This window comes from Gemmobacter fulvus (assembly GCF_018798885.1).
GTDB classification, from domain to species: domain Bacteria; phylum Pseudomonadota; class Alphaproteobacteria; order Rhodobacterales; family Rhodobacteraceae; genus Gemmobacter; species Gemmobacter fulvus.
This window is the reverse complement of sequence record NZ_CP076361.1, coordinates 805,865-826,604: the sequence shown is the minus strand read 5'-3', so window position 1 is coordinate 826,604 and position 20,740 is coordinate 805,865. Positions and strand designations below refer to the sequence as shown.

The 20,740-nt window shown below is 66.5% G+C and carries 20 protein-coding genes; 10 read left to right on the top strand and 10 right to left on the bottom strand.

The annotated features are described in order from the left end of the window. Nucleotides 1-64 precede the first annotated feature (64 nt). Nucleotides 65-2,395, bottom strand: a complete 2,331-nt coding sequence (locus KM031_RS04055) for a hypothetical protein (protein WP_215503279.1) — start codon at nucleotides 2,393-2,395, stop codon at nucleotides 65-67. A 138-nt stretch (nucleotides 2,396-2,533) separates the two neighbouring features. On the opposite strand from KM031_RS04055, the gene KM031_RS04050 reads away from it, so the two are divergent. Then, entirely contained in the window at nucleotides 2,534-3,247 is a 714-nt protein-coding gene (locus KM031_RS04050; RefSeq protein ID WP_215503278.1) for a thiamine diphosphokinase, read from the top strand. On the opposite strand, the gene KM031_RS04045 is transcribed toward KM031_RS04050, so the two are convergent. Then, nucleotides 3,227-4,156 (bottom strand): DMT family transporter, encoded by a 930-nt coding sequence (locus KM031_RS04045; protein WP_246566776.1) that lies wholly within the window; start codon nucleotides 4,154-4,156, stop codon nucleotides 3,227-3,229. The two genes, KM031_RS04050 and KM031_RS04045, sit on opposite strands and share 21 nt — an antisense overlap. Nucleotides 4,157-4,186: 30 nt before the next feature. Then, nucleotides 4,187-5,560 carry an L-serine ammonia-lyase gene (locus KM031_RS04040; protein ID WP_215503277.1) on the bottom strand — a complete coding sequence of 458 codons (1,374 nt, stop codon included), beginning with the start codon at nucleotides 5,558-5,560 and terminating at the stop codon, nucleotides 4,187-4,189. A gap of 245 nt (nucleotides 5,561-5,805) precedes the next feature. Here KM031_RS04040 and rpiA point away from each other — a divergent pair, with 245 nt between their 5' ends. Beyond that, nucleotides 5,806-6,594 carry a ribose-5-phosphate isomerase RpiA gene (gene rpiA, locus KM031_RS04035; RefSeq protein ID WP_215503276.1) on the top strand — a complete coding sequence of 263 codons (789 nt, stop codon included), beginning with the start codon at nucleotides 5,806-5,808 and terminating at the stop codon, nucleotides 6,592-6,594. Nucleotide 6,595: 1 nt separating this feature from the next. Then, nucleotides 6,596-7,954, top strand: coding sequence for a glutathione-disulfide reductase (gene gor / locus KM031_RS04030; protein ID WP_215503275.1), 1,359 nt, complete (start codon nucleotides 6,596-6,598; stop codon nucleotides 7,952-7,954). A 47-nt stretch (nucleotides 7,955-8,001) separates the two neighbouring features. Here the strand turns inward: gor and KM031_RS04025 are convergent, their stop codons facing one another. After that, the gene (locus KM031_RS04025) at nucleotides 8,002-9,456 is read right to left on the bottom strand and encodes a calcium-binding protein (protein WP_215503274.1); all 1,455 of its coding nucleotides are present in this window, start codon (nucleotides 9,454-9,456) and stop codon (nucleotides 8,002-8,004) included. 223 nt (nucleotides 9,457-9,679) lie between these two features. Between KM031_RS04025 and hflK the strand changes: the two genes are divergently transcribed. From hflK to KM031_RS04010, 3 genes are all read left to right on the top strand, one after another. Beyond that, nucleotides 9,680-10,852 carry an FtsH protease activity modulator HflK gene (hflK, locus tag KM031_RS04020; RefSeq protein WP_215503273.1) on the top strand — a complete coding sequence of 391 codons (1,173 nt, stop codon included), beginning with the start codon at nucleotides 9,680-9,682 and terminating at the stop codon, nucleotides 10,850-10,852. A gap of 1 nt (nucleotide 10,853) precedes the next feature. Next, the gene (gene hflC, locus KM031_RS04015) at nucleotides 10,854-11,741 is read left to right on the top strand and encodes a protease modulator HflC (RefSeq protein ID WP_215503272.1); all 888 of its coding nucleotides are present in this window, start codon (nucleotides 10,854-10,856) and stop codon (nucleotides 11,739-11,741) included. A 233-nt stretch (nucleotides 11,742-11,974) separates the two neighbouring features. Then, nucleotides 11,975-13,423 carry a Do family serine endopeptidase gene (locus tag KM031_RS04010; protein ID WP_215503271.1) on the top strand — a complete coding sequence of 483 codons (1,449 nt, stop codon included), beginning with the start codon at nucleotides 11,975-11,977 and terminating at the stop codon, nucleotides 13,421-13,423. 63 nt (nucleotides 13,424-13,486) lie between these two features. On the opposite strand, the gene KM031_RS04005 is transcribed toward KM031_RS04010, so the two are convergent. Both KM031_RS04005 and KM031_RS04000 read right to left on the bottom strand, forming a co-directional pair. After that, nucleotides 13,487-14,125, bottom strand: coding sequence for an HD domain-containing protein (locus KM031_RS04005; RefSeq protein ID WP_215503270.1), 639 nt, complete (start codon nucleotides 14,123-14,125; stop codon nucleotides 13,487-13,489). Nucleotides 14,126-14,128: 3 nt separating this feature from the next. Continuing rightward, nucleotides 14,129-14,668, bottom strand: coding sequence for a peptidoglycan-binding domain-containing protein (locus KM031_RS04000; protein WP_215503269.1), 540 nt, complete (start codon nucleotides 14,666-14,668; stop codon nucleotides 14,129-14,131). A gap of 174 nt (nucleotides 14,669-14,842) precedes the next feature. On the opposite strand from KM031_RS04000, the gene KM031_RS03995 reads away from it, so the two are divergent. Then, nucleotides 14,843-15,166 (top strand): 2Fe-2S iron-sulfur cluster-binding protein, encoded by a 324-nt coding sequence (locus KM031_RS03995; RefSeq protein WP_215503268.1) that lies wholly within the window; start codon nucleotides 14,843-14,845, stop codon nucleotides 15,164-15,166. Between the two features lie 56 nt (nucleotides 15,167-15,222). Here KM031_RS03995 and KM031_RS03990 read toward each other — a convergent pair whose 3' ends face one another. The 3 genes from KM031_RS03990 to KM031_RS03980 form a co-directional block, all read right to left on the bottom strand. Further along, nucleotides 15,223-15,888 (bottom strand): SDR family NAD(P)-dependent oxidoreductase, encoded by a 666-nt coding sequence (locus KM031_RS03990; protein ID WP_215503267.1) that lies wholly within the window; start codon nucleotides 15,886-15,888, stop codon nucleotides 15,223-15,225. Between the two features lies 1 nt (nucleotide 15,889). Next, on the bottom strand, nucleotides 15,890-16,312 hold the full coding sequence (locus tag KM031_RS03985; protein WP_215503266.1) for a DUF1178 family protein: 423 nt from the start codon (nucleotides 16,310-16,312) through the stop codon (nucleotides 15,890-15,892). A gap of 77 nt (nucleotides 16,313-16,389) precedes the next feature. Continuing rightward, entirely contained in the window at nucleotides 16,390-16,920 is a 531-nt protein-coding gene (locus tag KM031_RS03980; protein WP_260692101.1) for an NUDIX hydrolase, read from the bottom strand. Nucleotides 16,921-17,161: 241 nt separating this feature from the next. Here KM031_RS03980 and KM031_RS03975 point away from each other — a divergent pair, with 241 nt between their 5' ends. From KM031_RS03975 to thpR, 3 genes are read left to right on the top strand one after another with little or no spacing between them, the layout of a single operon-like run. Continuing rightward, nucleotides 17,162-17,680, top strand: a complete 519-nt coding sequence (locus KM031_RS03975; RefSeq protein WP_215503924.1) for a glutathione peroxidase — start codon at nucleotides 17,162-17,164, stop codon at nucleotides 17,678-17,680. Beyond that, on the top strand, nucleotides 17,664-18,821 hold the full coding sequence (locus KM031_RS03970) for an arginase family protein (protein WP_215503265.1): 1,158 nt from the start codon (nucleotides 17,664-17,666) through the stop codon (nucleotides 18,819-18,821). The genes KM031_RS03975 and KM031_RS03970 overlap by 17 nt, the downstream gene beginning before the upstream one ends. Next, a complete protein-coding gene (gene thpR / locus KM031_RS03965) occupies nucleotides 18,818-19,360 on the top strand; it encodes an RNA 2',3'-cyclic phosphodiesterase (RefSeq protein WP_215503264.1) in 543 nt (180 codons plus the stop codon). The genes KM031_RS03970 and thpR overlap by 4 nt, the downstream gene beginning before the upstream one ends. Here the strand turns inward: thpR and KM031_RS03960 are convergent. Next, nucleotides 19,345-20,598, bottom strand: a complete 1,254-nt coding sequence (locus tag KM031_RS03960; protein WP_215503263.1) for a 3-deoxy-D-manno-octulosonic acid transferase — start codon at nucleotides 20,596-20,598, stop codon at nucleotides 19,345-19,347. The two genes, thpR and KM031_RS03960, sit on opposite strands and share 16 nt — an antisense overlap. Between the last annotated feature and the right edge of the window lie 142 nt (nucleotides 20,599-20,740).

Here is a 20,740-nt window from a genome sequence, read left to right as displayed (position 1 = left end):
CGCCTTTTTCATGCCGGGGCGGGTGGCAGCCCTGCGACCCGGCCATCGGGGTCAGGTGGCAGCCTTACCCCACGAGTTTGCGCGCTTCCGACAGGTAATGCGACGCGTCGGTCAGCGTATACTGACCGCGCTTGACCTTCACGATCTTGCCATTGCGCAACAGCGTGCCAAAGCTGCGCAGGCTGTCTTCGCGCGACAGATCGCTGTGTTCGGTCAGCGGCACGACCTGGCGCAGCAGTTGCGGGCGCGAGAAATGCGGACGCCCTTCGACACAGGCTGCATAGGCGGCGGCGGCCTCCAGCAGGGCGGGCAGGCCCTCGGCGCCCAGCCGTTCGGCAAATTCGGCAAAGCCCTTGCTGTCGTTGAAGATATTCTCGTCAACGTCGCTGTCATCTTCGACATCATCCTCGAAGTCCTGCGGCACGGCGGCCGCGGCGGCACCGTTGCCCGATACCCGGCGCGGGCGCACCGGGCCGGTGTCGATGCTGCGTGCCGGGGCCATGGCGGCGGGCGCTGTCATCGGCGCGGGCTCCGCCGGGCGGTCCACCCTCTGTTCGGACACCAGCACCAGCGGGGCCGAGCGCGGGGCAGAACTGGCCGGGCGCACCATGCGCGACAGATCGGCGCGATAAGGGTCGGTGCGTTCAGTTTCCGATTGCGGCGGTTTCGCCCCGATCCGGCGGTCCGCCACGGTGGCGGCAACGGCAGCTTTCAGATGGGCGATGGCCGACAGGCGGCGGCGGTTTTCCGGCCCCTGCATCTGGGTGTTGGTCTCTGCCAGCAGGCGCGAGACGGCAGCTTCGCCTTCCGCTTCGGGCAGGCGGTTGCGCGGCTCGGCCACAGGCTCTGGCTCGGGCTGCACTTCCGGTTCGGGCTGCGGTGCCGCCGGGGCCTCGGCGGCGGGAGCCGCTGTCGGGCGCAGGCTGCGCACCGGGCGCACGGGGCGTTGCGGGCGCACCGGGGCGGCAGGCGTCAGCTCTGCCTCGGCCTGCACTTCGGCCAGCTCGCGCATCAGATCGGCTTCGGCCTCGGGCGACAGAACCGTTTCGGGTGCCGGGTCGGCCAGCGCTTCGGTCGCCACATGGTCCAGCGCGGGCAGGGTTTCCGCCAGTTCGGCAGGGGCGGCGGGGGCGCGGCGAATACGGATCACGCGGGCGCGGGCGCGCTGCGCCTTGTCGGCCATTTCCGGTTCTGCCGCCGCTGCGGGGGCGTCTTCGGCAAGGCTGTCCTGCAATGCCGCCTCTGCCGCCTCGTCCAGGTCCGCTGCGAAATCCTCGGGCGCACTGGCGGTTTCTTCCAGCGTGGCCAGCGCCGCATCGGCCATGTCCAGCCCGGCCAGATCGGCGGGCGGCAGGGCCTCGGCTTCGGCAATATCGGCCATCAGATCGGCGTCGCTGGCCTCGGTCTCTTCAGCGGCAATTTCCTCGGCCACGGGCGCGGGATCGGCCACGGCCACGGGCACGGGATCGGCCGTCAGGCTGGCCAGAAGCGAGGTCAGTGTATCCTCATCATCTGCCGGGGGTGGGCCGGTCACTACCTCTGCTTCGGGCAGCGCGGCGGCTGCCGCGTCGGCAGGGGGCAACTCCGCGACGGCATCCTGATCGGCCTCAAGCGTGGCGAGGCTGGCCAGAAGCGCATCATCGTCAAACGCAACTGCGTCGGTCTCTGCAACGGGTTCCGCTTCTGCGACGGTTTCCACGGTGTCGGCCAGCACGATTTCCGCACCGAAATCGGCTTCCGGCTCGGCCAGAACCGGCTCTTCCTCGGTCAGAGCGGTTTCCGCCTCTGCCAAGGGCTCGTCGATCATGGTCGGCGCAGGTGCGCTCGGGCTGTGGTCTGCGCTGTCGTCCTGCACGGGGGCGGCCACAGCGGTCGGCAGGGCCTCGGCCTCGTCATCCTCGCTGTAATCCTGCACCGCCGACACGGGCAGAGGGGCAGGCTTGGCCTGCGAGGCGGTGGTCTGGGCCACCGCGCTGCGGATCCGCATCAGCTTTGCCGCCACGCTGTCCGATGTGGTTTCGGGCATCGGCATGGCTGGGGCGGCAATGGGGGCTGGGGCGGCCACGGGCTGCGCCGCAACGGCGGGCGTTTCCGTCTGCGCGGGTGGCGCAATCTGGCTGCGGGGCGCCTGCTCCCTGGCCTCGCCCGCCCGCAGAATCACCCCGTTATCCTGTATCTTCGCTTCGACCCGGCGCTGGATCTCGCGTTCCGCAATCTTGTGCAACATCGCCGCATCCGGCGTCGGAGGTTCCGCCCCGAAGTAGCGATCTTCAGCCGCCAGATCCCGGAAATACTCGGCAATCGCCTTCATCGTGTTGAAAGGGTCGTCAAACCCCTCCAAGGTGCAGGAGAATGTGCCGTAGGACACCGTAAGAATTTTACTGGCTCCGATCATCGGATGCTCGCCTTCTACAAAACCACACTGCTACTTTACCCCTTGGCGGATCAATTCCGTGGACAGATAGGGGTAATTTGAAGGATTGATTATGGCCCGTGGCAGGGTGGTTTGCCTTAATTCGAGAACAGTATCCCCATGAATCACCCGATTGTCGAATCCTGCGATGCGATTACCCTGATCGCCGGAGGCCCCTGCACCCGCGCGGATCTGGCGCTGGCCCGGCGTCGCGCCCCTGTGATCGTTGCGGTGGATGGCGGCGCGGACCGGGCGCTGGCGCTGGGGGCAGAGCCAGTGGCGGTGATCGGCGATTTCGATTCCCTGTCAGAGGCGGCGCGGCAGCGGCTGGGCCCGGCGCGGCTGCACCGGATTGCCGAACAGGAAACGACCGATTTCGACAAGGCGCTGCGCTCGGTGGCCGCGCCCTTCGTGCTGGCGCTGGGCGTGGCGGGCGGGCGGATTGATCACGAACTGGCGGTGCTGAACGCGCTGGTGCAGCATCAGGCGGCGGGGCGGGCGGTGCCCTGCCTGCTGATCGGGGTGCAGGATGTGATCTTTGCCGCACCGCCCGAACTGACGCTGCGCCTGCGCGTCGGGGATCGGCTGTCGCTGTTTCCTATGGGCCGGGTGACGGGCGACAGTGTCGGGCTGCGCTGGCCGATCACCGGCCTGAATTTCGCGCCGGACGGGCGGATCGGCACCTCGAACACGGTGACGCAGGCCGAGGTGCAGCTGCGCTTTGATGCGCCGAACATGCTGGTGATGCTGCCGCGCGCCCGTCTGGATGCGGCGCTGCGCGCACTGGTGCCGGGGTTTCGCCTGCCCAGACGGTCAGAAGCTGGCATCCGTTAGCGACTCGGTCGCGCGGCGGCGGCGGGCGGTGATCTGTTCGCGCCAGATCACATAAAGCCCCGAGGCGGTGATCACGCCGATCCCGGCCCAGGTCATCGCATTGGGGAAATCGCTGAACACCAGATACCCCAGCGCCACCGCCACCACGATCTCGCTGTAATGCAGCGGGGCCAGCGTGGCCGAGGGGGCGAATTTCAGCGCATAGGTCATGCACATATGGCTGACGCCCGCCCAAAAGCCGCCCCCGAACAGCCAGAGCCAGGCCCGTCCCTGCGGCATGACCGGGTCAAGCTCGGTGATGCCCGAACCGTCAGCCAGCCAGATCACCGGCAGGCACAGCGCAATCCCGGCGAGCGAGGTGTGCAATTGCATCGCCACCGGGTGCATCTGCGCCGACATGGCACGCGTGACCAGCATGTAGAAGGCAAACAAGAACGCCGTGCCCAGCGGATAAAGCGTGACCAGCCCAAAGGTGGCAAAGGCGGGCTGGATCACCAGCAGCGCCCCGGCAAACCCGACGCAAGAGGCGGCGATGCGGCGCGGCCCCACCTCGTCGCCGAACAGGAAGCGGCCCAGAATCAGCAGGATGAACGGCTCGACAAACACGATCGCCAGGGCATCGGCGATGGGCATCACCGCGATGGCCGCGATGAAACAATAGGTCGACAGCACCAGAAACAGCGCGCGCAGCGTGACAAGCCCCGCCATGCGCCCGCTCATCCGCCACTCGCTACGCAGGGCCAGGGCGATGGGCAGCATCAGGGCGCCCTGCACCACAAACCGCGCCAGCGTCACCTGCCCGACAGGGATCGTTGCGGTAGCCAGTTTCGAGGCCACGTCCAGCAAGGGCGCAAGCACACAAAAGGCAAGCATCAACAGCACGCCGGGCAGGATACGGTCTTGGGTCATCGGGCTTTTCTTTGTGCGGACTCAGGCCATTCAGCAGTTCGGCACGTTGACGGCAAGCCCCCCGAGCGAGGTTTCCTTGTATTTCTCGTGCATGTCCTGGCCGGTCTGGCGCATGGTTTCGATACAGGCGTCCAGACTGACCAGATGGATGCCATCGCCGCGCAGCGCGAGGCTGGCCGCCGAAACCGCCTTGATCGCGCCCAGACCGTTGCGTTCGATGCAGGGCACCTGCACCAGACCCTTCACCGGATCGCAGGTCATGCCAAGATGGTGTTCCAGCGCGATTTCCGCCGCGTTTTCCACCTGTTCCACCGTGCCGCCCAGCACGGCGGCCATGGCCGCCGCCGCCATCGCTGCGGCAGAGCCCACCTCGGCCTGACAGCCACATTCCGCGCCCGAGATCGAGGCATTGTGTTTGACCAGCCCGCCAACCGCCGCCGCCGTCAGCAGAAAGTCGGGGATCTTCGACACCGAGGCCCCCGGCACATGGTCGAGGTAATAGCGCAGCACCGCCGGCACCACACCCGCCGCACCATTGGTGGGCGCGGTGACGACCTGCCCCCCCGCCGCGTTTTCCTCGTTCACCGCCATGGCGTAGAGGCTCATCCAGTCATTGATCGTATGCGGCGCGGTCATGTTCAGGCCGCGTTCGGCGATCAGCGCATCATGGATGCCCTTGGCGCGGCGGCGCACCTTCAGCCCGCCGGGCAGGATGCCCGTGCCCGCCATGCCGCGATTGATGCAGTTGTTCATCACCTCCCAGATCCGGGCAATGCCCTGATCCAGCTCGGCGGCGCTGCGGAAACACAGCTCGTTCGCACGTTTCATCTGCGCAATCGACAGGCCCGAGGCCTTGGCCATGGCCAGCATCGCCTCGGCCGTCTCGAACGGGTAGGGGCAGTTGGCCTTGGCCTTGGCGCTGTCGCCAGCCGCAAGTTCGGCTGCAGTCAGAACAAAGCCGCCACCGATGGAATAATAGGTTTCTTCAAGGATCACGTCGCCCTGCGCATCGGTGGCGCGCAGCACCATACCATTGGCATGGCCGGGCAGCGGCGGGCCGAAATCGAACAGCATGTCGGTTTTCGGATCAAAGCGCAGCGGGCCAAGGCCCGGCGGGGTGATGACCTTGGTCGCGATGATCTCGGCCATCGCGGCTTCGGCGCGGTCATTGTCAAAGGTGGCGGGCTCGAACCCGGCCAGACCCAGAATGGTGGCGCGGTCGGTCGCATGGCCGACGCCGGTAAAGGCCAGACTGCCATGCAGCGAGGCGCGCAGCCCATGGGCGTGGAACGGGCTGCCGCGCAGCGTGTCCAGAAAGCGCGCGGCGGCGACCATCGGCCCCATCGTATGCGAGGATGACGGGCCGATGCCTAGTTTGAACATGTCGAAAACGGAAAGGAACATGGTCAGATCCGACCGTGATGGGATGTGGGCTGGGTCATTTTGGCTCTCCTGTCGCGGGCCCACTATGGCGCGGAAATGGGCACAGGCCAGACGAAATGCGACGGGATGCGCCCGAAAGAGGACAGAGCAACGAAATCCACAGGGCTGGACCAAAGCCCCGCGCACATTTCGCCCTTACAGAGCAGCAAGGCTTTGCCTATAAGCGCAGGCATTCCAATCCTCGCATCCAGTTCAAGGAGATGCCGATGCCCGCCGATCTGTCGCCCATCGACAAGGCCAAATTCGTTGCCGCCAAACGTGCGGTGGAGTTCGTGGAATCGGGGATGAAGCTGGGCCTTGGCACCGGCTCCACCGCCGCATGGATGGTGCGCTGTCTGGGTGAGCGGATCCGCGAAGAGGGGCTGAAGGTCGTTGGTGTCCCGACCTCGACCCGCACGGCAGAGCTGGCGCGGCAGGTGGGCGTGCCGATCATGTCGCTGGACGAGGCGAAATGGCTGGATCTGACGATTGATGGCGCCGACGAGATCGACCCGCAGCTGAACCTGATCAAGGGCGGCGGCGCGGCCCTGTTGCAGGAAAAGATCGTGGCAACCGCTTCCGACCAGATGATCGTGATCGCGGATGCCGCCAAGGATGTGGCGCAGCTGGGAGCGTTTCCGCTGCCGGTCGAGGTGATCCCCTTTGGCTGGCAGACCAGCAAGGCGCTGATCGAGGAAATGCTGGTCAGCCTCGATGTGCTGGGCCGCGATTGCACGCTGCGCATGAACGGCGATGCGCCGCTGGTGACGGATGAGGCGAATTACATCATCGACCTGCATCTGAAACGGATCGGCAACCCGCGGCAACTGGCGCTGGTGCTGAACCAGATCCCCGGCGTGGTGGAAAACGGGCTGTTCATCGACATTTGCGACAAGGTGGTGATTGGCCATGGCGATGGCCGCGTGGTGCTGCGCGACATCAACTCGGGCGAAACCTCGGACGAGCGGATCGAGTTTGCCGCTACGGACAACATCTTTGCCGATCTGGATGACTGACATGACCTTTGACTATGATCTGTTCGTGATCGGCGGCGGCTCTGGCGGCGTGCGCGCTGCGCGGATCGCCAGTGCCGAAGGCGGGGCGAAAGTGGCGCTGGCCGAAGAATACCGCATGGGCGGCACCTGTGTGATTCGGGGCTGCGTGCCGAAAAAGCTGATGGTCTATGCGTCGGAATATCCGGGCCTGATCGCGGATGCGCGCGCCTATGGCTGGCAGGTGCAGCCGGGGGCCTTTGACTGGGCGCAGTTCCGGGGCCAGTTGGAGGTGGAGCTGACGCGGCTGGAAAATGCCTATCGCGGCACGCTGAAATCGGCGGGCGTCGAGGTGTTCGACATGCGCGCGACGGTGGTGGATGCGCATACCGTGGCGCTGGCCGACGGTCGGCAGGTGACGACGAAACACATCCTGATCGCCACCGGGGGGCGGCCCTTCGTGCCCGACGTGCCGGGGGCAGAGCTTGCCATCACCTCGAATGACATTTTCCATCTGGCCGCCTTGCCCAAACGCGCGCTGGTGGTGGGCGGCGGTTATATCGCATCGGAATTTGCCTGTATCCTCAAGGGCCTCGGGGCCGAAGTTGCGCAATATTACCGGGGCGCGCAGATCCTGCGCGGCTTTGATGACGAGGCGCGCGGCCTTGTGGCGACGGCGATGCAGGCCAATGGCATCGCCATCCATTGCGGCACCGATGTGCAGCGGCTGGAGCAGGGCGAAACCGGCATCAGCGTGGTGGCGCAGGATGGCACGGTGCGCGAATTCGATCTGGTGATGTATGCCACCGGGCGCAAACCCAACAGCGCCGGTCTGGGGCTGGAGCCGCTGGGCGTGGGATTTGGCCGCAATGGCGAGATTCTGGTGGATGGCTGGAGCCAGACGGCGGTGCCCTCGATCTATGCCGTGGGCGATGTGACCGACCGGATCAACCTGACGCCGGTGGCGATCCGCGAGGGACATGCCTTCGCGGATACCGTGTTCCGGGGCCTGCCACGTCAGGCCGATCACGACCTGGTGGCCAGTGCGGTATTCACCCAGCCGGAGCTTGGCACAGTGGGCCTTGGTGAAGAGGCGGCGCGGGCGCAGGAACCGATCGAGGTCTATGCCGCCAGCTTCCGCCCGATGCAGTCGCTGTTTGCCGGACGGCAGGACCGCGTGCTGATGAAACTGGTGGTCAGTCAGGCGAGCCGCAAGGTTCTGGGCTGCCATATCGTCGGCCCCGGTGCCGGAGAGATGATCCAGCTTGCCGCGATTGCGGTGAAGATGGGCGCGACCAAGGAAGATTTCGACCGCACCGTTGCGGTGCATCCCACCATTTCGGAAGAGCTGGTAACGATGCGCAACCCGGTGCGGCGCGACTGATCCGATAGGCCGGGGGCGGCGCAGGCGGCCCCCGCCGCAACCCGCGCTCAGTAAAAGCTGAAGATGCTGAAAAACGGCTGCACCTCGAAATCGGCATGGCTCAGCGCCGTGCCGCGCGACAGGGTGAACAGCAGCTCGGCTTCGTCGCTGCCCGACCCGTCGCTGTCCAGAAACACCTGCCCGCTGCGGCTGTTGTAAAGAATACGGTCATCGGCATCCAGCGCGCCGGTGCCAAGGCGGTGGAAGGCCGAGGCGGCCAGAGCGCCGGACAGGAACAGCCCCGACATCGCCGCGCCGGTCAGATAGATCGTGTCATCCGTCGCGCGGAAATCGCTGATCCGGTCGGCATCCTCGGCCCCGGCATATTCAAACACAAAGGTGTCGCGGCCCGCGCCGCCGCGCAGCACATCCCGGCCCTCGCCTCCCCCGATCAGATCGTGGCCCGCGCCGCCCTCCACCCGGTCGGCATCGCCCCCGGCGTGAACCCGGTCATTGCCGCCGCCACCCCGGATCGTATCGGCCCGTTCGCCCCCCAGCAGGCTGTTGGCGCGGCCCGATCCGGTGATCTCGGTGCGGTGCCAGCGCCCGCCGGTCGCATGTTCGATGGAAAATAGCCGGTCATTGCCATAGCCCGTCGTGTGGCCGGTCAGCAGGTTGATCGTGAACCGCTCAGTGGTGTCTTGCACATCCTGCATCTCCACCCGGTCATCGCCCGCGCCGCCATATAGGCTGTCACGGCCCCGCCCGCCGGTCAGGATGTCGCTGCCCGCGCCACCATAAAGCAGGTCATTGCCGCTGTTGATGATGTCATCGCCGCGCAGCACATCGGCATCCCGCCCGCCATAGAGCCGGTCATCCCCGCCATTGCCCAGCAGCGAATCCGACCCCGCCTCGCCATGCAGGGTGTCGCGGCCCTGACTGATGTCGTTGATCTGCGGCCCGACGTGATCGCCGCGCAGCTGATCCGCGCCATCGCCGCCGCGCAACAGATCATGGCCGTCACCGCCATCCAGAAAATCGGCCAGCACGCTGCCGGTCAGCTGGTCTGCGCCGCTGCCGGTTTCGGCGGTTACGCCGATCACGAAGGGCAGGGGGCTGCCGGGCACGCTGGCGGCGGAATACCGGGTCTGCCAGTCTGCGAACAGCGCCGCCGGATCGGCTCCGGGCGCCACCAGCGCCGCCGCGGCCAGGCCTATGCCCGCACTGCCGGGGCCGGTGATCCGGCCCGCAAGCACGCCCGCATCGGTGTGAAAGCTGATCGCGGCAATCGTGCCGCCGGTCAGCAGACCTGCGGCGTCAAAGCGCAGCCCCGTGCCGGTGAGGGTGACGCGATAACCCTCGAAGTCGCCATCCGCAACCACAAGGATCGCCTTTTGCGCCGTCGATCCCGGCTGGCGCAGCGCCTCTGACACAAGCGTGACCAGCGTATCCCCGGCGCTTCGGGACAGGTCGAAAATGTTGAAATCGGCCTGAAACTGGGCAATCGTGATGCGACGTGGCATGGGGATCCTCGGGTCGGGGCAGGGAATATCTGTTATCACCATGGCGGGGGGCGCAGAGCTATCCCCCGAATGAGGGAGAAAGGTCCGAAAGCCGGGTGCCGCCGTCATTTCGGATATTCGGCCAAAACCCTGCGCGGCACGGCGTCACTTGTGCCGGATCAGGCTTGATTTTCGCGCAAAAATCACCAGTTAGCTTGTGGGATAACAAGATAGGGAAAAGTCGATGTCGAATGGAGGTCCTTGGGGCGGCGGCGGAGGCGGCAATGATGGCCGCGATGGTCGCAACGATGGGCGCGGCCCGCGCAAGCCGGGCGGTGAGGGGCCCCAGATCCCTGAGATCGACGAGATCGTGAAAAAAGGGCAAGAGCAGCTGCGCGTGCTGATGGGCGGGCGTGGGCGCACCGGCAATGGTGGCGGCGGCGGTGGCGGTGGCAACCCGATGGGGCCGCTGTTTTCCCGTCAGGGTCTGCTGATCGGCGCGGTTGCGGCGGTGGGTCTTTGGGCCTTCATGTCCTTCTACACGGTGAAACCCGAAGAACGCTCGGTCGAGCTGTTTCTGGGTGAATTCTCGACCGTCGGAAATCCGGGCCTGAATTTTGCGCCCTGGCCCTTCGTGACCGCCGAAATCGTGCAGGTGACGGGCGAACGGACCACCGACATCGGCACTGGCCGCAATGGCGAGATGGACAGCGGGCTGATGCTGACCCGCGATCAGAACATCGTGGACATCGAATTCCAGGTGGTCTGGAACGTGTCGGATCCGGCGCAATATCTGTTCAACCTGGCCGACCCCAGCGACACCATGCGCGCCGTGTCGGAATCCGCGATGCGCGACATCATCGCCCGGTCTGAACTCTCGCCCATTCTGAACCGCGACCGGGGTGCCATTGCCTCGGATCTGCGGGCGAATGTGCAATCGACGCTGGACAGCTATCAAGCGGGCATCAATGTCGTCCGTGTCAACTTTGACCGTGCCGACCCGCCGCGCGACGTGATCGACGCCTTCCGCGAAGTGCAGGCCGCCCAGCAGGAACGTGACCGGCTGGAGAAAGAGGCCGATGCCTATGCCAACCGGGTGACGGCAGGCGCACGCGGTGAAGCCGCGCGTCTGGTCGAGGATTCCGAGGCCTATCGCGCCCAGGTGGTGAACGCCGCCCAGGGTGAAGCCAGCCGCTTCCTCGCCGTCTATACCGAATATGTGAAAGCCCCCGAAGTGACGCGCAAGCGCATGTATCTGGAAACCATGGAGGGCGTGCTGGGCCGGATCAACAAAGTGATCCTTGATGGCGTCAGCTCGGGCGAGGGCGGTCAGGGCGTGGTGCCCTTCCTGCCGCTGAACGAGCTGAACCGCATGACACCGGCACCTGCCGCCGCCGCAAGCCAGGGAGGCAACTGAGATGGCCAAAGCTGGATTTATCCTTCCCGTCCTGTTCGTGGCGGGGGCGGTTGCCCTGTCGTCGGTGTTCATCGTGGATGAACGCGAAAAGGTGCTGGTGCTGCAATTCGGTCAGGTGAAGCAAGAGATCAACACCCCCGGTCTCGGCTTCAAGATTCCGCTGATTCAGGATGTGGTGCGCTATGACGACCGTATTCTGGGCCTGCCGACGCAGCCGATCGAGGTGACGCCGCTGGATGACCGCCGCCTTGTGGTGGATGCCTTTGCCCGTTGGCGCATCGTCAATCTGGTCGACTTCCGCGAAGCTGTCGGGGCCGGTGGCACCGAAAGCGCGCAGGCGCGGCTGGACCGGATCATCAATACCGCCATCCGTCAGGTGCTGGGCTCGGTGCCCTCGGGCGCTGTGCTGTCCGAAGACCGCACCGGCCTGATGAACCGCATCCGCGATCTGGCCAAGGCCGAGGCGGCAAGCCTGGGCGTGGATGTGATCGACGTGCGGCTGACCCGGACCGATCTGCCCGAACAGAACCTTGCGGCCACCTTCGCCCGGATGCGGGCAGAGCGCGAACGCGAGGCGGCGGACGAGGTGGCGCGCGGTAACGAGGCAGCCAGCCGGGTGCGCGCGAGCGCCGACCGGACGGTGGTCGAAGTGACCTCCGAGGCGCGCAAACAGGCCGAAGTGATCCGCGGTGAGGCCGACGCGGCCCGCAACGGCATCTATGCCGAGGCCTTTGGCCGCGACCCGGAGTTCTTTGCTTTCACCCGGTCTCTGACGGCCTATGAACGATCGCTGAAAGAGGGCAATTCGTCCATCGTGATGAACCCCGACAGCGATTTCTTCACCTATCTGCGCAGCGAACAGGCCCCGGTCGCCGCACCGCAGCCCTGAGCCATCAAGGGGTGCGCGCCTGTCGCGCACCCCCCTCTGGCCGGACAGCGGCCCTGCGGTTTTTCCAATCCCCTTTTGCTACAATGAATCACATCCTGTTGACGCGCCGCGACAGGGTTTGCATTGCGCAGTGCGATGCTTACCTGTTTCTGTGTGATCCGGGCCCGGTCAAGATCCGGGCGGGAGTGTTGCGACCGAAAAGGAGTCTTGCGGTGCAATCGAGAGCCATTTCCATGGAAGCTCAGCCACTGGGGGCGCGTCACGGCGCGCTGCGGCTGATGGGTGCGATGCTGTTGGGGCTGGCGGTGGCCATCGGCCCGGCAGCGATGCTGGAGGCGCGGGGCGCGCCTGAAAGTTTTGCCGATCTTGCCGAACAGATCAGCCCGGCAGTGGTCAATATCACCACATCGGCGGTGGTCGAGGCCGCGACCGATGACGTGCCACGCCTGCCGGAAGGCTCGCCCTTTCAGGATTTCTTCGACCAGTTCTCCAATCCCGATGGCAATGGCGAGCCGCGCCGGTCCGAGGCGCTGGGCTCGGGCTTCGTGATCTCGGAAGACGGCTATATCGTCACCAACAATCACGTCATCGAAGGCGCAGATCAGATCGAGATCGAGTTCTTCTCGGGTGACCGTCTGCCCGCGAAACTGGTCGGCACCGACCCGAAAACCGACATCGCTCTGTTGAAGGTGGAAAGCGAAAAGCCGCTCGCCTTCGTGAATTTCGGCGACAGCGATCTGATGCGCGTGGGCGATTGGGTCGTGGCGATGGGCAACCCGCTGGGGCAGGGCTTCTCGGTCAGCGCGGGCATCGTGTCGGCGCGCAACCGGGCGCTGTCGGGCACCTATGACGACTATCTGCAAACCGATGCGGCGATCAACAAGGGCAACTCGGGTGGTCCGCTGTTCAACATGGATGGTCAGGTGATCGGCGTGAATACCGCGATCCTGTCGCCCACCGGCGGCTCCATCGGCATCGGCTTTTCGATGGCGTCGAATGTGGTGACCAAGGTTGTGGCGCAACTGCGCGAATTCGGCGAAACCCGGCGCGGCTGGCTGGGTGTGCGGATTCAGGACGTGACACCGGATGTGGCCGAAGCGATGAGCCTTGGCAATGTGAAGGGCGCGCTGATCACCGATGTGCCGGATGGCCCGGCCAAGGACAGCGGCATGCTGGCAGGCGATGTGATCACCAGCTTTGATGGCAAGGAAATCAAGGATGTGCGCGATCTGACCCGCCGTGTGGCCGATGCGCCTGTGGGGCAGGCGGTCAAGGTTCTGGTGCTGCGCGAAGGCAAGACCGAAACCCTGTCGGTGACGCTGGGCCGTCGCGAAGAGGCCGAGGCGATTGAAACTGCCGCAAAACCCGGCGCGAATGAACCCGCCGAAGCCCAGCTGATGGGCCTGACCGTCGCCCCGGTGACGGCAGAGCAGGCCGAACAGCTTGGCCTGCCGGTGGGGGCCGAAGGTCTGGTAGTGACCAAGGTCGATGGCACTTCGGAGGCCTTCACCAAAGGTCTGCGCGAAGGCGATGTGATCACCGAAGCCGGCCAGCAAAAGGTGGTGCGGGTTCAGGATCTGAAAGACCGCGTGACCGAGGCGAAAGACGCAGGGCGCAAATCCATCCTGCTGCTGATCCGTCGCGGTGGCGATCCGCGCTTCGTGGCGCTGAGCATCGAATAAGCGGGGCGGAGTCCGTATGACCGAAAAGCGCGCAGCGAGAGCTGCGCGCTTTTTGCATGGTCGTCAGCCGATTTCGCGCAGCAGCCGGGTGCGGAACGAGGCCATCCAGTCTGCCCCTTCTTCGGCCAGCGCCCGGCCCTCGGCGGTCTGCATCGTTTCGGCAATGCGGAACAGCTTGACCTCCAGATGGTCCAGCGCAAAGGCGCGGTCATCCAGCGGGCGGTTCTGCCCGAGCGGGTCTTGCGCATCGAACAGCCCGCCGCCCAAAGCCCCTGCCACATAAAACATGCGCGCCAGCCCCAGCGCACCCAGAGCCTCCAGCCGGTCGGCATCCTGAAGGATGCGCGCCTCGGGTGTTTCCGGGGCGATGCCCGCCGAAAAGCTGTGCGCGGTGATGGCATGGGCGACGGCGGCGATCTTGTCAGCCGGGAAATCGGTCTGCGCCAGATAGCGCGCGGCCAGTTCCGCCGACAGGCGCGAGGCCTCGGCGCGGTTCGGCGCATCCTTCGGCAGGTTCACGACATCATGGAAGATGGCCGCCGCCAGCAGCACCTCCAGATCCGCGCCACCTTCGGCACGGGCGATCTTCTGGCAATTGCGCCAGACCCGGCGCAGATGCGCCAGATCATGCGCGCCATCCGGGTTGCCGTGCCAATGGCGCAGCACTTCGGCCTCGTAGGCCGCCTGACGATGGGCAGACATGGGTCAGAGATCCTCCAGATCGGCGGCGACAATCCCCAGCGCCCGCGCGCCACCCAACGAGATCACCGGGCTGTCCAGGCCCAGCGGTTCCTGAAAGCGGCGGATGGCGTCACGGGTCGGGGCATCCAGCGCGCCATTGACCGGCAGCAGATAATAGCCCCGCGCCTTGAGCGCGCGTTGCAGCGTGGCGATGAAATCGACCGTCATCGCCTCGGGGCAGGGGGTGCGGAAATGCACGGCCTGCCGATCCTTGATGATCTTCTGATGGGTGTCGCTGCGATAGCTGGCAGGCGCGATCACCCGGCCCGTGGCATCGCGTTGCTCCGGCGTGACGATCACCTGTTCCGAGGTGGTCTCGATCACGGCGGGGGTGATGTCGGTGGCCCAGCATTTGCCCGGCCCGCCTTTTGGCGGTGGTGCATCCGGCGATTTGGCACGGATCAGACCGGCGGCCAGATTGGCGGTGGTAGGGGCTTCGGGCGTATAGGCCTGCTGGCAGGCTGCGAGCATCAGCGCGCTGCAAAATGCGAGGGGTCTGATCATCCTGCCTGCCGGTTCTGCCTTGGCTTCTGCCACCGGCTTACCCGGTGTGCGTGTGCAGCATAGCGGCAAAGCGCGTGTGGCGGAAGGGGCTAAGCCCCATGTCGCTGTTGCACTGGAAGCGCGCCCGGATTTCGCCTATGTCTGCCGCAGCGATGGATTTATGAGGCCCGGCAAATGGCAAAAATCACCTATGTGGAGCATAATGGCAAACAGCATGTCGTCGAGGTCGCAAACGGCCTGACGGTCATGGAAGGCGCGCGCGACAATGGCGTGCCGGGGATCGAGGCCGATTGCGGCGGGGCCTGCGCCTGTTCCACCTGCCATGTCTATGTCGCACCCGACTGGGTGGAAAAGCTGCCGAAGAAAGACGCGATGGAAGAGGACATGCTTGATTTCGCATGGAAGCCCGATCCGGTCCGCTCGCGGCTGACCTGCCAACTGAAAGTCAGCGATGCGCTGGACGGGCTTGTCGTGCAGATGCCGGAAAAACAGATCTGATCCGGGTGCCGTCAGGCCGCACCGCGCGTGTCGCCGGTTCGGCCCTGACGGTGCTGTCAGTAGGGATGGGGATGCCCATCCCATGTCTCGAAACAGCCGGTGGTGTTCAGTGTCAAGGCTTCCAGCCGGTCCAGCAGGCCTGACGCGGCGGTTTCGGCGCTGATTTCGGCCCCGGCCCCGCCCATTTCGGTTTGCACCCAGCCGGGATGATAGATGCCGACGGCGATGCCGTCTGCGCGCAGATCGGTGGCCAGATTGCGCCCGAGATTGAGCGCCGCCGCCTTCGAGGCGCGATAGGCATAACTGCCGCCGGGCGCGCGCTGATGCGAGGCCATCTGCGATGACAGGATCATCACCCGACCCCGGCGGGCCGCACGCAATTGCGGCAGAAGCGCCTGCACGGTCAGAAAACATCCGGTGACATTCACTGCAAAACTTTCGGCCCAGAGCGCCGGGGCATAGCCGGTTGCCAGATCCTGCCCCCGGTCCAGCAGCACACCGGCATTGCAGATCACCGCATCGACCGGATCATGCGCCAGACGCGCGGCAAGCGCCGCCTGCGCGGCAGGATCGGTCACTTCCAGATGCTGCCAGCTTATGCCATCAATCGCGGGGGCAGGGCCGCGCGTTGTGCCTGTGACGCGCCAGCCTGCATCGTGCGCGGCCTGCGCCAGGGCCAGACCGATGCCCCGGCCCGCCCCGGTGATCAGCAGATGCGGCATGTCAGTTCGCCTTGCGGCTGGGCATGAACGGCAGCGGCGCCACCGGCACGCCATCCTCGATCAGCTTGCGCGCCTCATCCGCCTTCGCCTCGCCGTGAATGGCGCGTTCGGGGGCGTTTCCGGCATGGATGCGGCGCGCCTCGGTCACGAAATTCATGCCGACATATTCGGAATTCGCCTCGACCTCGCGGCGCAGCGCCGCCATCGCCTCTTCCATCGGTGAGGCGGGGGTGCTGAGCGCGCCGGGTGCCGCCTGCGCCTTGTGGGCGACGGCCGGGGCCATCAGCGCCTTTTCCACCGAGGTGTCGCCGCAGATCGCGCAGGCAACCAATCCGCGCAGTTTCAGATCGTCGAAAGCGGTGCCAGAGGCGAACCAGCTGTCGAAATCATGGCCTTGCGCACAGTGGAGCGAGAAGCGGATCATCGGATTGCCCATGGCAGCGAAACGGGAACACTCTGTCAGACATGGCCCGCAGCGGCCCGGAAATCAAGAGAGCGGCGTCACGCGCCCGGGATCAATGTGGCGCTGCTGCGATCTTCCAGCCCGGCCAGCAGCGCGCGCAATTCCGGCTCTGCCACCTTGCGGGCGGCCTTGCGCGGCGCAAACCACTTGCGGCGGCGCTGTTTCACCTCGGGGAAGCGCTGTGCCAGCCCCTCCACATGCAGCGGATAGACCGCGACCACACAGGGCACGAACACCCTTGGGCCGGGAGCGACACCCAGGCCCTTGTCATAGGAATAAAGCCCGATGCAATGCGGATCGGCCTGACCTTCGACCCCGGCCTCTTCCCAGGCCTCGCGCGCGGCAGAGGCTTCGGGCGGCAGACCCTTGATCGGCCAGCCCTTCGGGATGACCCAGCGCCCGGTATCGCGGCTGGTGATCAGCAGAACCTCAATGCCGTCACCCGCAGCGCGCCAGCACAGCGCCCCGTATTGGGTGCGCAGTTCATCGCCCTGAAGGGGGGCGGCACTGATGTCGGCTTCGATCGTCACACCCTGTCTGCCCGTCACTCCGGCGTGGTTCTGTGCCACGCTGTTTCTGCGGTCCCCATCGCCGCGCGATCCTCTGCGCCGGGCCGGTGAAAGGTCGACACTGGCACAGAAAGATCACAGTCCAATGATAGGGTCGCAAACGCCCTCTGGCTACTGCAAAACCGAAGATCCGGCGGGGGAAAGCGGCAGTTGCGCGGCAATTGACGACAGCTGCCGCTGCGTTATCTGTTCATGAGGCAACAGGGAGAAGCAATCCATGCAGATCGGGCGACGCCGGATGATGGTGGGCAGCATGGCGGCATTGCTGGCAGGCACGGGCGGGGCGCGGGCGGCTGCCGTGCCCAGCTTCACCTTCGCGGGCATTGACGGGGGCCGCTATGATACCGCCGACTGGCGCGGCAAGCCTGTGCTGATCGTCAATACCGCGTCGCTCTGTGGGTTTGCCGCACAGTTCGATGATTTGCAGGCGGTGCAGGATCGGTATGCGCCGCGCGGCCTGATCGTGCTGGCCGTGCCTTCGGATGATTTCGCGCAAGAGCTGGCCGATGCGGCGGCGGTAAAGGAATATTGCGCGATCAACTTCGACCTCACGCTGCGCATGACCGAAATCAGCCATGTGAAGGGGGCCAAGGCCCATCCGTTCTACCGCTGGATGGCCGAGGCGCATGGCTTCCGGCCCGGCTGGAATTTCAACAAGGTGCTGCTGGGCGGCGATGGCCAGCCACGCGGCACCTGGGGCGCGCCGGTCAATCCGCTGTCGGACAGGATCACCGGCGCGATTGATGCCGCCCTTGGCTGACCGGCCCGTATCCGGCGCGGCCATCGGTCCGCTGTTTCTGGGATCCGACATCTATCGCGGCTCGTCCTATGGCGGGCTGCATCCGTTGCGGGTGCCGCGTGTGTCGACCGTGATCGACCTGGGCCGCGCCTTGGGCTGGCTGCCGCCCGAGCGGTATCGCACCAGTCCCCGCGCCAAGGCCCCGGCGCTGCACCTGTGGCACAGGCCGGACTATATCGCGGCACTGATCGAGGCAGAGCGTCTGGCGCAGGCCGGTTTGCCCGCCCCGGCGGCTTGGCCGCAGCTTTACGGGCTGGGCACGCTGTCCAACCCGCTGTTCCCCGAGATGTTCTGCCGCCCCGCCACCGGGGCAGGCGGTATGCTCTGGGCGGCAGAGGCGCTGGCGGCAGCTCCCGCCGGGGTGCTGCATGTGCCGGGCGGCGGCACGCATCACGGCATGGCTGGGCGCGCCAACGGGTTCTGTTACCTGAACGACGTGGTACTGGGGCTGAAGGCGTTGCAGCGGGCCGGGCTGCGCCGCCTTGCCTATATCGACATTGACGCCCATCACAGCGACGGGGTGGAGGTGGCCTTTGCAAGCCAGCCCGATGTGCTGATGATCTCGGTCCATGAAGAGGCGCGCTGGCCGCATACCGGCGCGGTGCAGGATGATGCGGGGGGCAATGGCTTCAACCTGCCGGTGCCGCGCGGCTTCAATGACAGCGAAATGGCGCTGGTGCGCGATCAACTGATCCTGCCGCGCGTGGCCGCCCACCGGCCCGAAGCGATCGTGCTGCAATGTGGCGCGGATGCGCTGGAGGAAGATCCGCTGTCGCGGCTGGCGCTGTCCAACCGGGCGCATCTGGCGGTGGTGGCGGCGCTGCGCCCGCTGGCGCCCCGGCTCATCGTCACCGGCGGCGGTGGTTATAACCCGTGGTCGGTGGGGCGGCTCTGGACGGCGATCTGGGGGCTGTTGTCGGGGCAGGATCTGCCCGATGTTCTGCCGCGCCCGGCACAGGCGGTGCTGCGCGGGCTGAGCTGGAACGGCGGCAGCCGCCCGCCCCCTGCGGAACACCTGCTGACCACATTGCTGGATGCCCCGCGCGACGGCCCGGTCCGCCCGGAGATCCGCGACCGCCTTGCCCGTCTGGCCGCCCGATGATCCGCGCCTTTCTGGCCCTGCCGATCCCGGAACAGGTGCAAAGCCGCCTGCGCCTGCTGCAATTCCTGTTGCCGCTGCCCCGCCGCGTGCCGCCCGACAGCTTTCATCTGACGCTGGCCTTTCTGGACACGCAGCCCGACGCGGTGCTGGAGGCGGTGGATGATGGCATGATGGCGCTGCACGCCGCGCCCTTTGCGCTGTCGCTGCGGGGCCTGGGCCTGTTTGGTGGCGACAAGCCGCGCGCGGTCTGGGCCGCTGTGGCCGAAGCCCCCGCGCTGATCCATCTTCAGGCCAAGGTGGCGCGGGTGGCTGCGGTGGCAGGGGTGCCGGTGGCGGCGCGCGGCTTTACCCCGCATGTCACGCTGGGCCGGTTTGCGCCGCCGCCGCCCGAACAGGCGATGCGGCTGGAACGCGCGGTGGTGGCGGACCAGGGCTTTCACGCCGGGCCATGGCTGGTGGAGGAGATCGGGCTTTACGCCTCGATGCCGGGCGCGGAGGGTCCGCGCTATGATCTGCTGGCCAGTTACCCGCTGGGCTGAGGCAGCAGCGGCTCCAGCACCTGCCAGAGCGCGGCTTCATCCTCTTGCGGGCGCAGCACATCGCTGGCCAGCGCGGCGCGGCGGGCCTGTTCGGCTGCATCAAGCCCGCAGAGCGCCGTGGCCAGCCCCGCCGCATCCGCCACGGGCACCGCCGCCCCGGCCGCATCTAGGGCGGCAAACACCTCGGCAAAATTGGCGACCGAAGGCCCGTGCAGCAGGGCCGATCCAAAGGCGGCAGGCTCAAACGGCGTGTGCCCGCCCGCATCGCTGAAGGTGCCGCCGATCACCGTCGCCCCGGCCATCGCATACCAATGCGCCATCTCGCCAAGCGTATCGGCCAGATAGACCGCCACCTCCGGCCCCGGCACCGCGCCGGTCGATCGGATGGCGCAGGGCAGGCCTTCGGCGGCGATCAGGGCGGCCACCTGCGCGCTGCGGCGCGGGTGGCGCGGCGCGAGGATCAGCAGATCAAACGCCCCCGCCGCGCGGGCTGCCGCAAAGCCGGCAAGGATCACCGCCTCTTCGCCCTCATGGGTCGAAGCGGCCAGCAGGATGCGCGCCCGCGCCACCGGGGCGGCAAAGGGCGGCACGGCGGCGGTGGGTGCCTCCATCGTGGCCGCCCTTGATTTGAGCATCAGGCGGGGGCCAAGCCGGGTTTGTGGCAGGCCCAGTCCGACCAGCCGCGCCTCGGATCCGGCATCCTGTGCCGAGATCAGTGCAAAGCGACGCAGCGTGTCGCCGATCAGCCGGGGGGCGACCCGCGCCCAGTTGCGGGCCGATCCTTCGGACAGCCGCGCACCAAGGCAGATTACTGGCCCCCGTGCGGCGGCCTGGGCGATCCGCTCCGGCCACAGCTCGTTTTCCAGCATGATCAGCGCGCGGGGCTGCCAGCGCGCCAGAAACCGCGCGACGCTGCCCTTGCTGTCAAACGGGGCCAGCCGGGCCTGCACCCTTTCCAGCCCCCAGCCCGCCACCATCGCCCGCGCCGAGGCGGTGTTGCAGGTGATGATGAGGCGCAGCGCCGGCCTTGCCGCCAATATCTGCGCGATCAGCCAGCGGGCCGAGGTCAGCTCGCCATTCGATGCGCCATGCAGCCACAGATCGGCGTCGGTGCCTGCCGCCAGCCCAAGCCGCTCTGCCACGGCCCCCGGCCCCTGTCGCCCGCGCCAGCGGTGCCAGACGGTCATTCCCACCAGCAGGGGCAAGGCAAGCCGCAGGGCGGTGCGGTACAGCTTCACGGATCATCCTTTCACATTCTGCGCATGTGCATAGGCCCGGCTGCGCAGGCAGGCAAGCCCGGTCGCCCGACTGGCGGTTTTGCTCTGGTCAAACGCGGGCCTGCTTGGCATCCTTTCCGCGTATAGAGTAGGGACGGAGCCT

Bases quoted from the DNA above. Each gene is read 5' to 3' on its own strand.
- KM031_RS04055 (WP_215503279.1), bottom strand. From the start codon at position 2,395: ATGATCGGAGCCAGTAAAATTCTTACGGTGTCCTACGGCACATTCTCC.
- KM031_RS04050 (WP_215503278.1), top strand. From the start codon at position 2,534: ATGAATCACCCGATTGTCGAATCCTGCGATGCGATTACCCTGATCGCC.
- KM031_RS04045 (WP_246566776.1), bottom strand. From the start codon at position 4,156: ATGACCCAAGACCGTATCCTGCCCGGCGTGCTGTTGATGCTTGCCTTT.
- KM031_RS04040 (WP_215503277.1), bottom strand. From the start codon at position 5,560: ATGTTCCTTTCCGTTTTCGACATGTTCAAACTAGGCATCGGCCCGTCA.
- rpiA (WP_215503276.1), top strand. From the start codon at position 5,806: ATGCCCGCCGATCTGTCGCCCATCGACAAGGCCAAATTCGTTGCCGCC.
- gor (WP_215503275.1), top strand. From the start codon at position 6,596: ATGACCTTTGACTATGATCTGTTCGTGATCGGCGGCGGCTCTGGCGGC.
- KM031_RS04025 (WP_215503274.1), bottom strand. From the start codon at position 9,456: ATGCCACGTCGCATCACGATTGCCCAGTTTCAGGCCGATTTCAACATT.
- hflK (WP_215503273.1), top strand. From the start codon at position 9,680: ATGTCGAATGGAGGTCCTTGGGGCGGCGGCGGAGGCGGCAATGATGGC.
- hflC (WP_215503272.1), top strand. From the start codon at position 10,854: ATGGCCAAAGCTGGATTTATCCTTCCCGTCCTGTTCGTGGCGGGGGCG.
- KM031_RS04010 (WP_215503271.1), top strand. From the start codon at position 11,975: ATGGAAGCTCAGCCACTGGGGGCGCGTCACGGCGCGCTGCGGCTGATG.
- KM031_RS04005 (WP_215503270.1), bottom strand. From the start codon at position 14,125: ATGTCTGCCCATCGTCAGGCGGCCTACGAGGCCGAAGTGCTGCGCCAT.
- KM031_RS04000 (WP_215503269.1), bottom strand. From the start codon at position 14,668: ATGATCAGACCCCTCGCATTTTGCAGCGCGCTGATGCTCGCAGCCTGC.
- KM031_RS03995 (WP_215503268.1), top strand. From the start codon at position 14,843: ATGGCAAAAATCACCTATGTGGAGCATAATGGCAAACAGCATGTCGTC.
- KM031_RS03990 (WP_215503267.1), bottom strand. From the start codon at position 15,888: ATGCCGCATCTGCTGATCACCGGGGCGGGCCGGGGCATCGGTCTGGCC.
- KM031_RS03985 (WP_215503266.1), bottom strand. From the start codon at position 16,312: ATGATCCGCTTCTCGCTCCACTGTGCGCAAGGCCATGATTTCGACAGC.
- KM031_RS03975 (WP_215503924.1), top strand. From the start codon at position 17,162: ATGGTGGGCAGCATGGCGGCATTGCTGGCAGGCACGGGCGGGGCGCGG.
- KM031_RS03970 (WP_215503265.1), top strand. From the start codon at position 17,664: ATGCCGCCCTTGGCTGACCGGCCCGTATCCGGCGCGGCCATCGGTCCG.
- thpR (WP_215503264.1), top strand. From the start codon at position 18,818: ATGATCCGCGCCTTTCTGGCCCTGCCGATCCCGGAACAGGTGCAAAGC.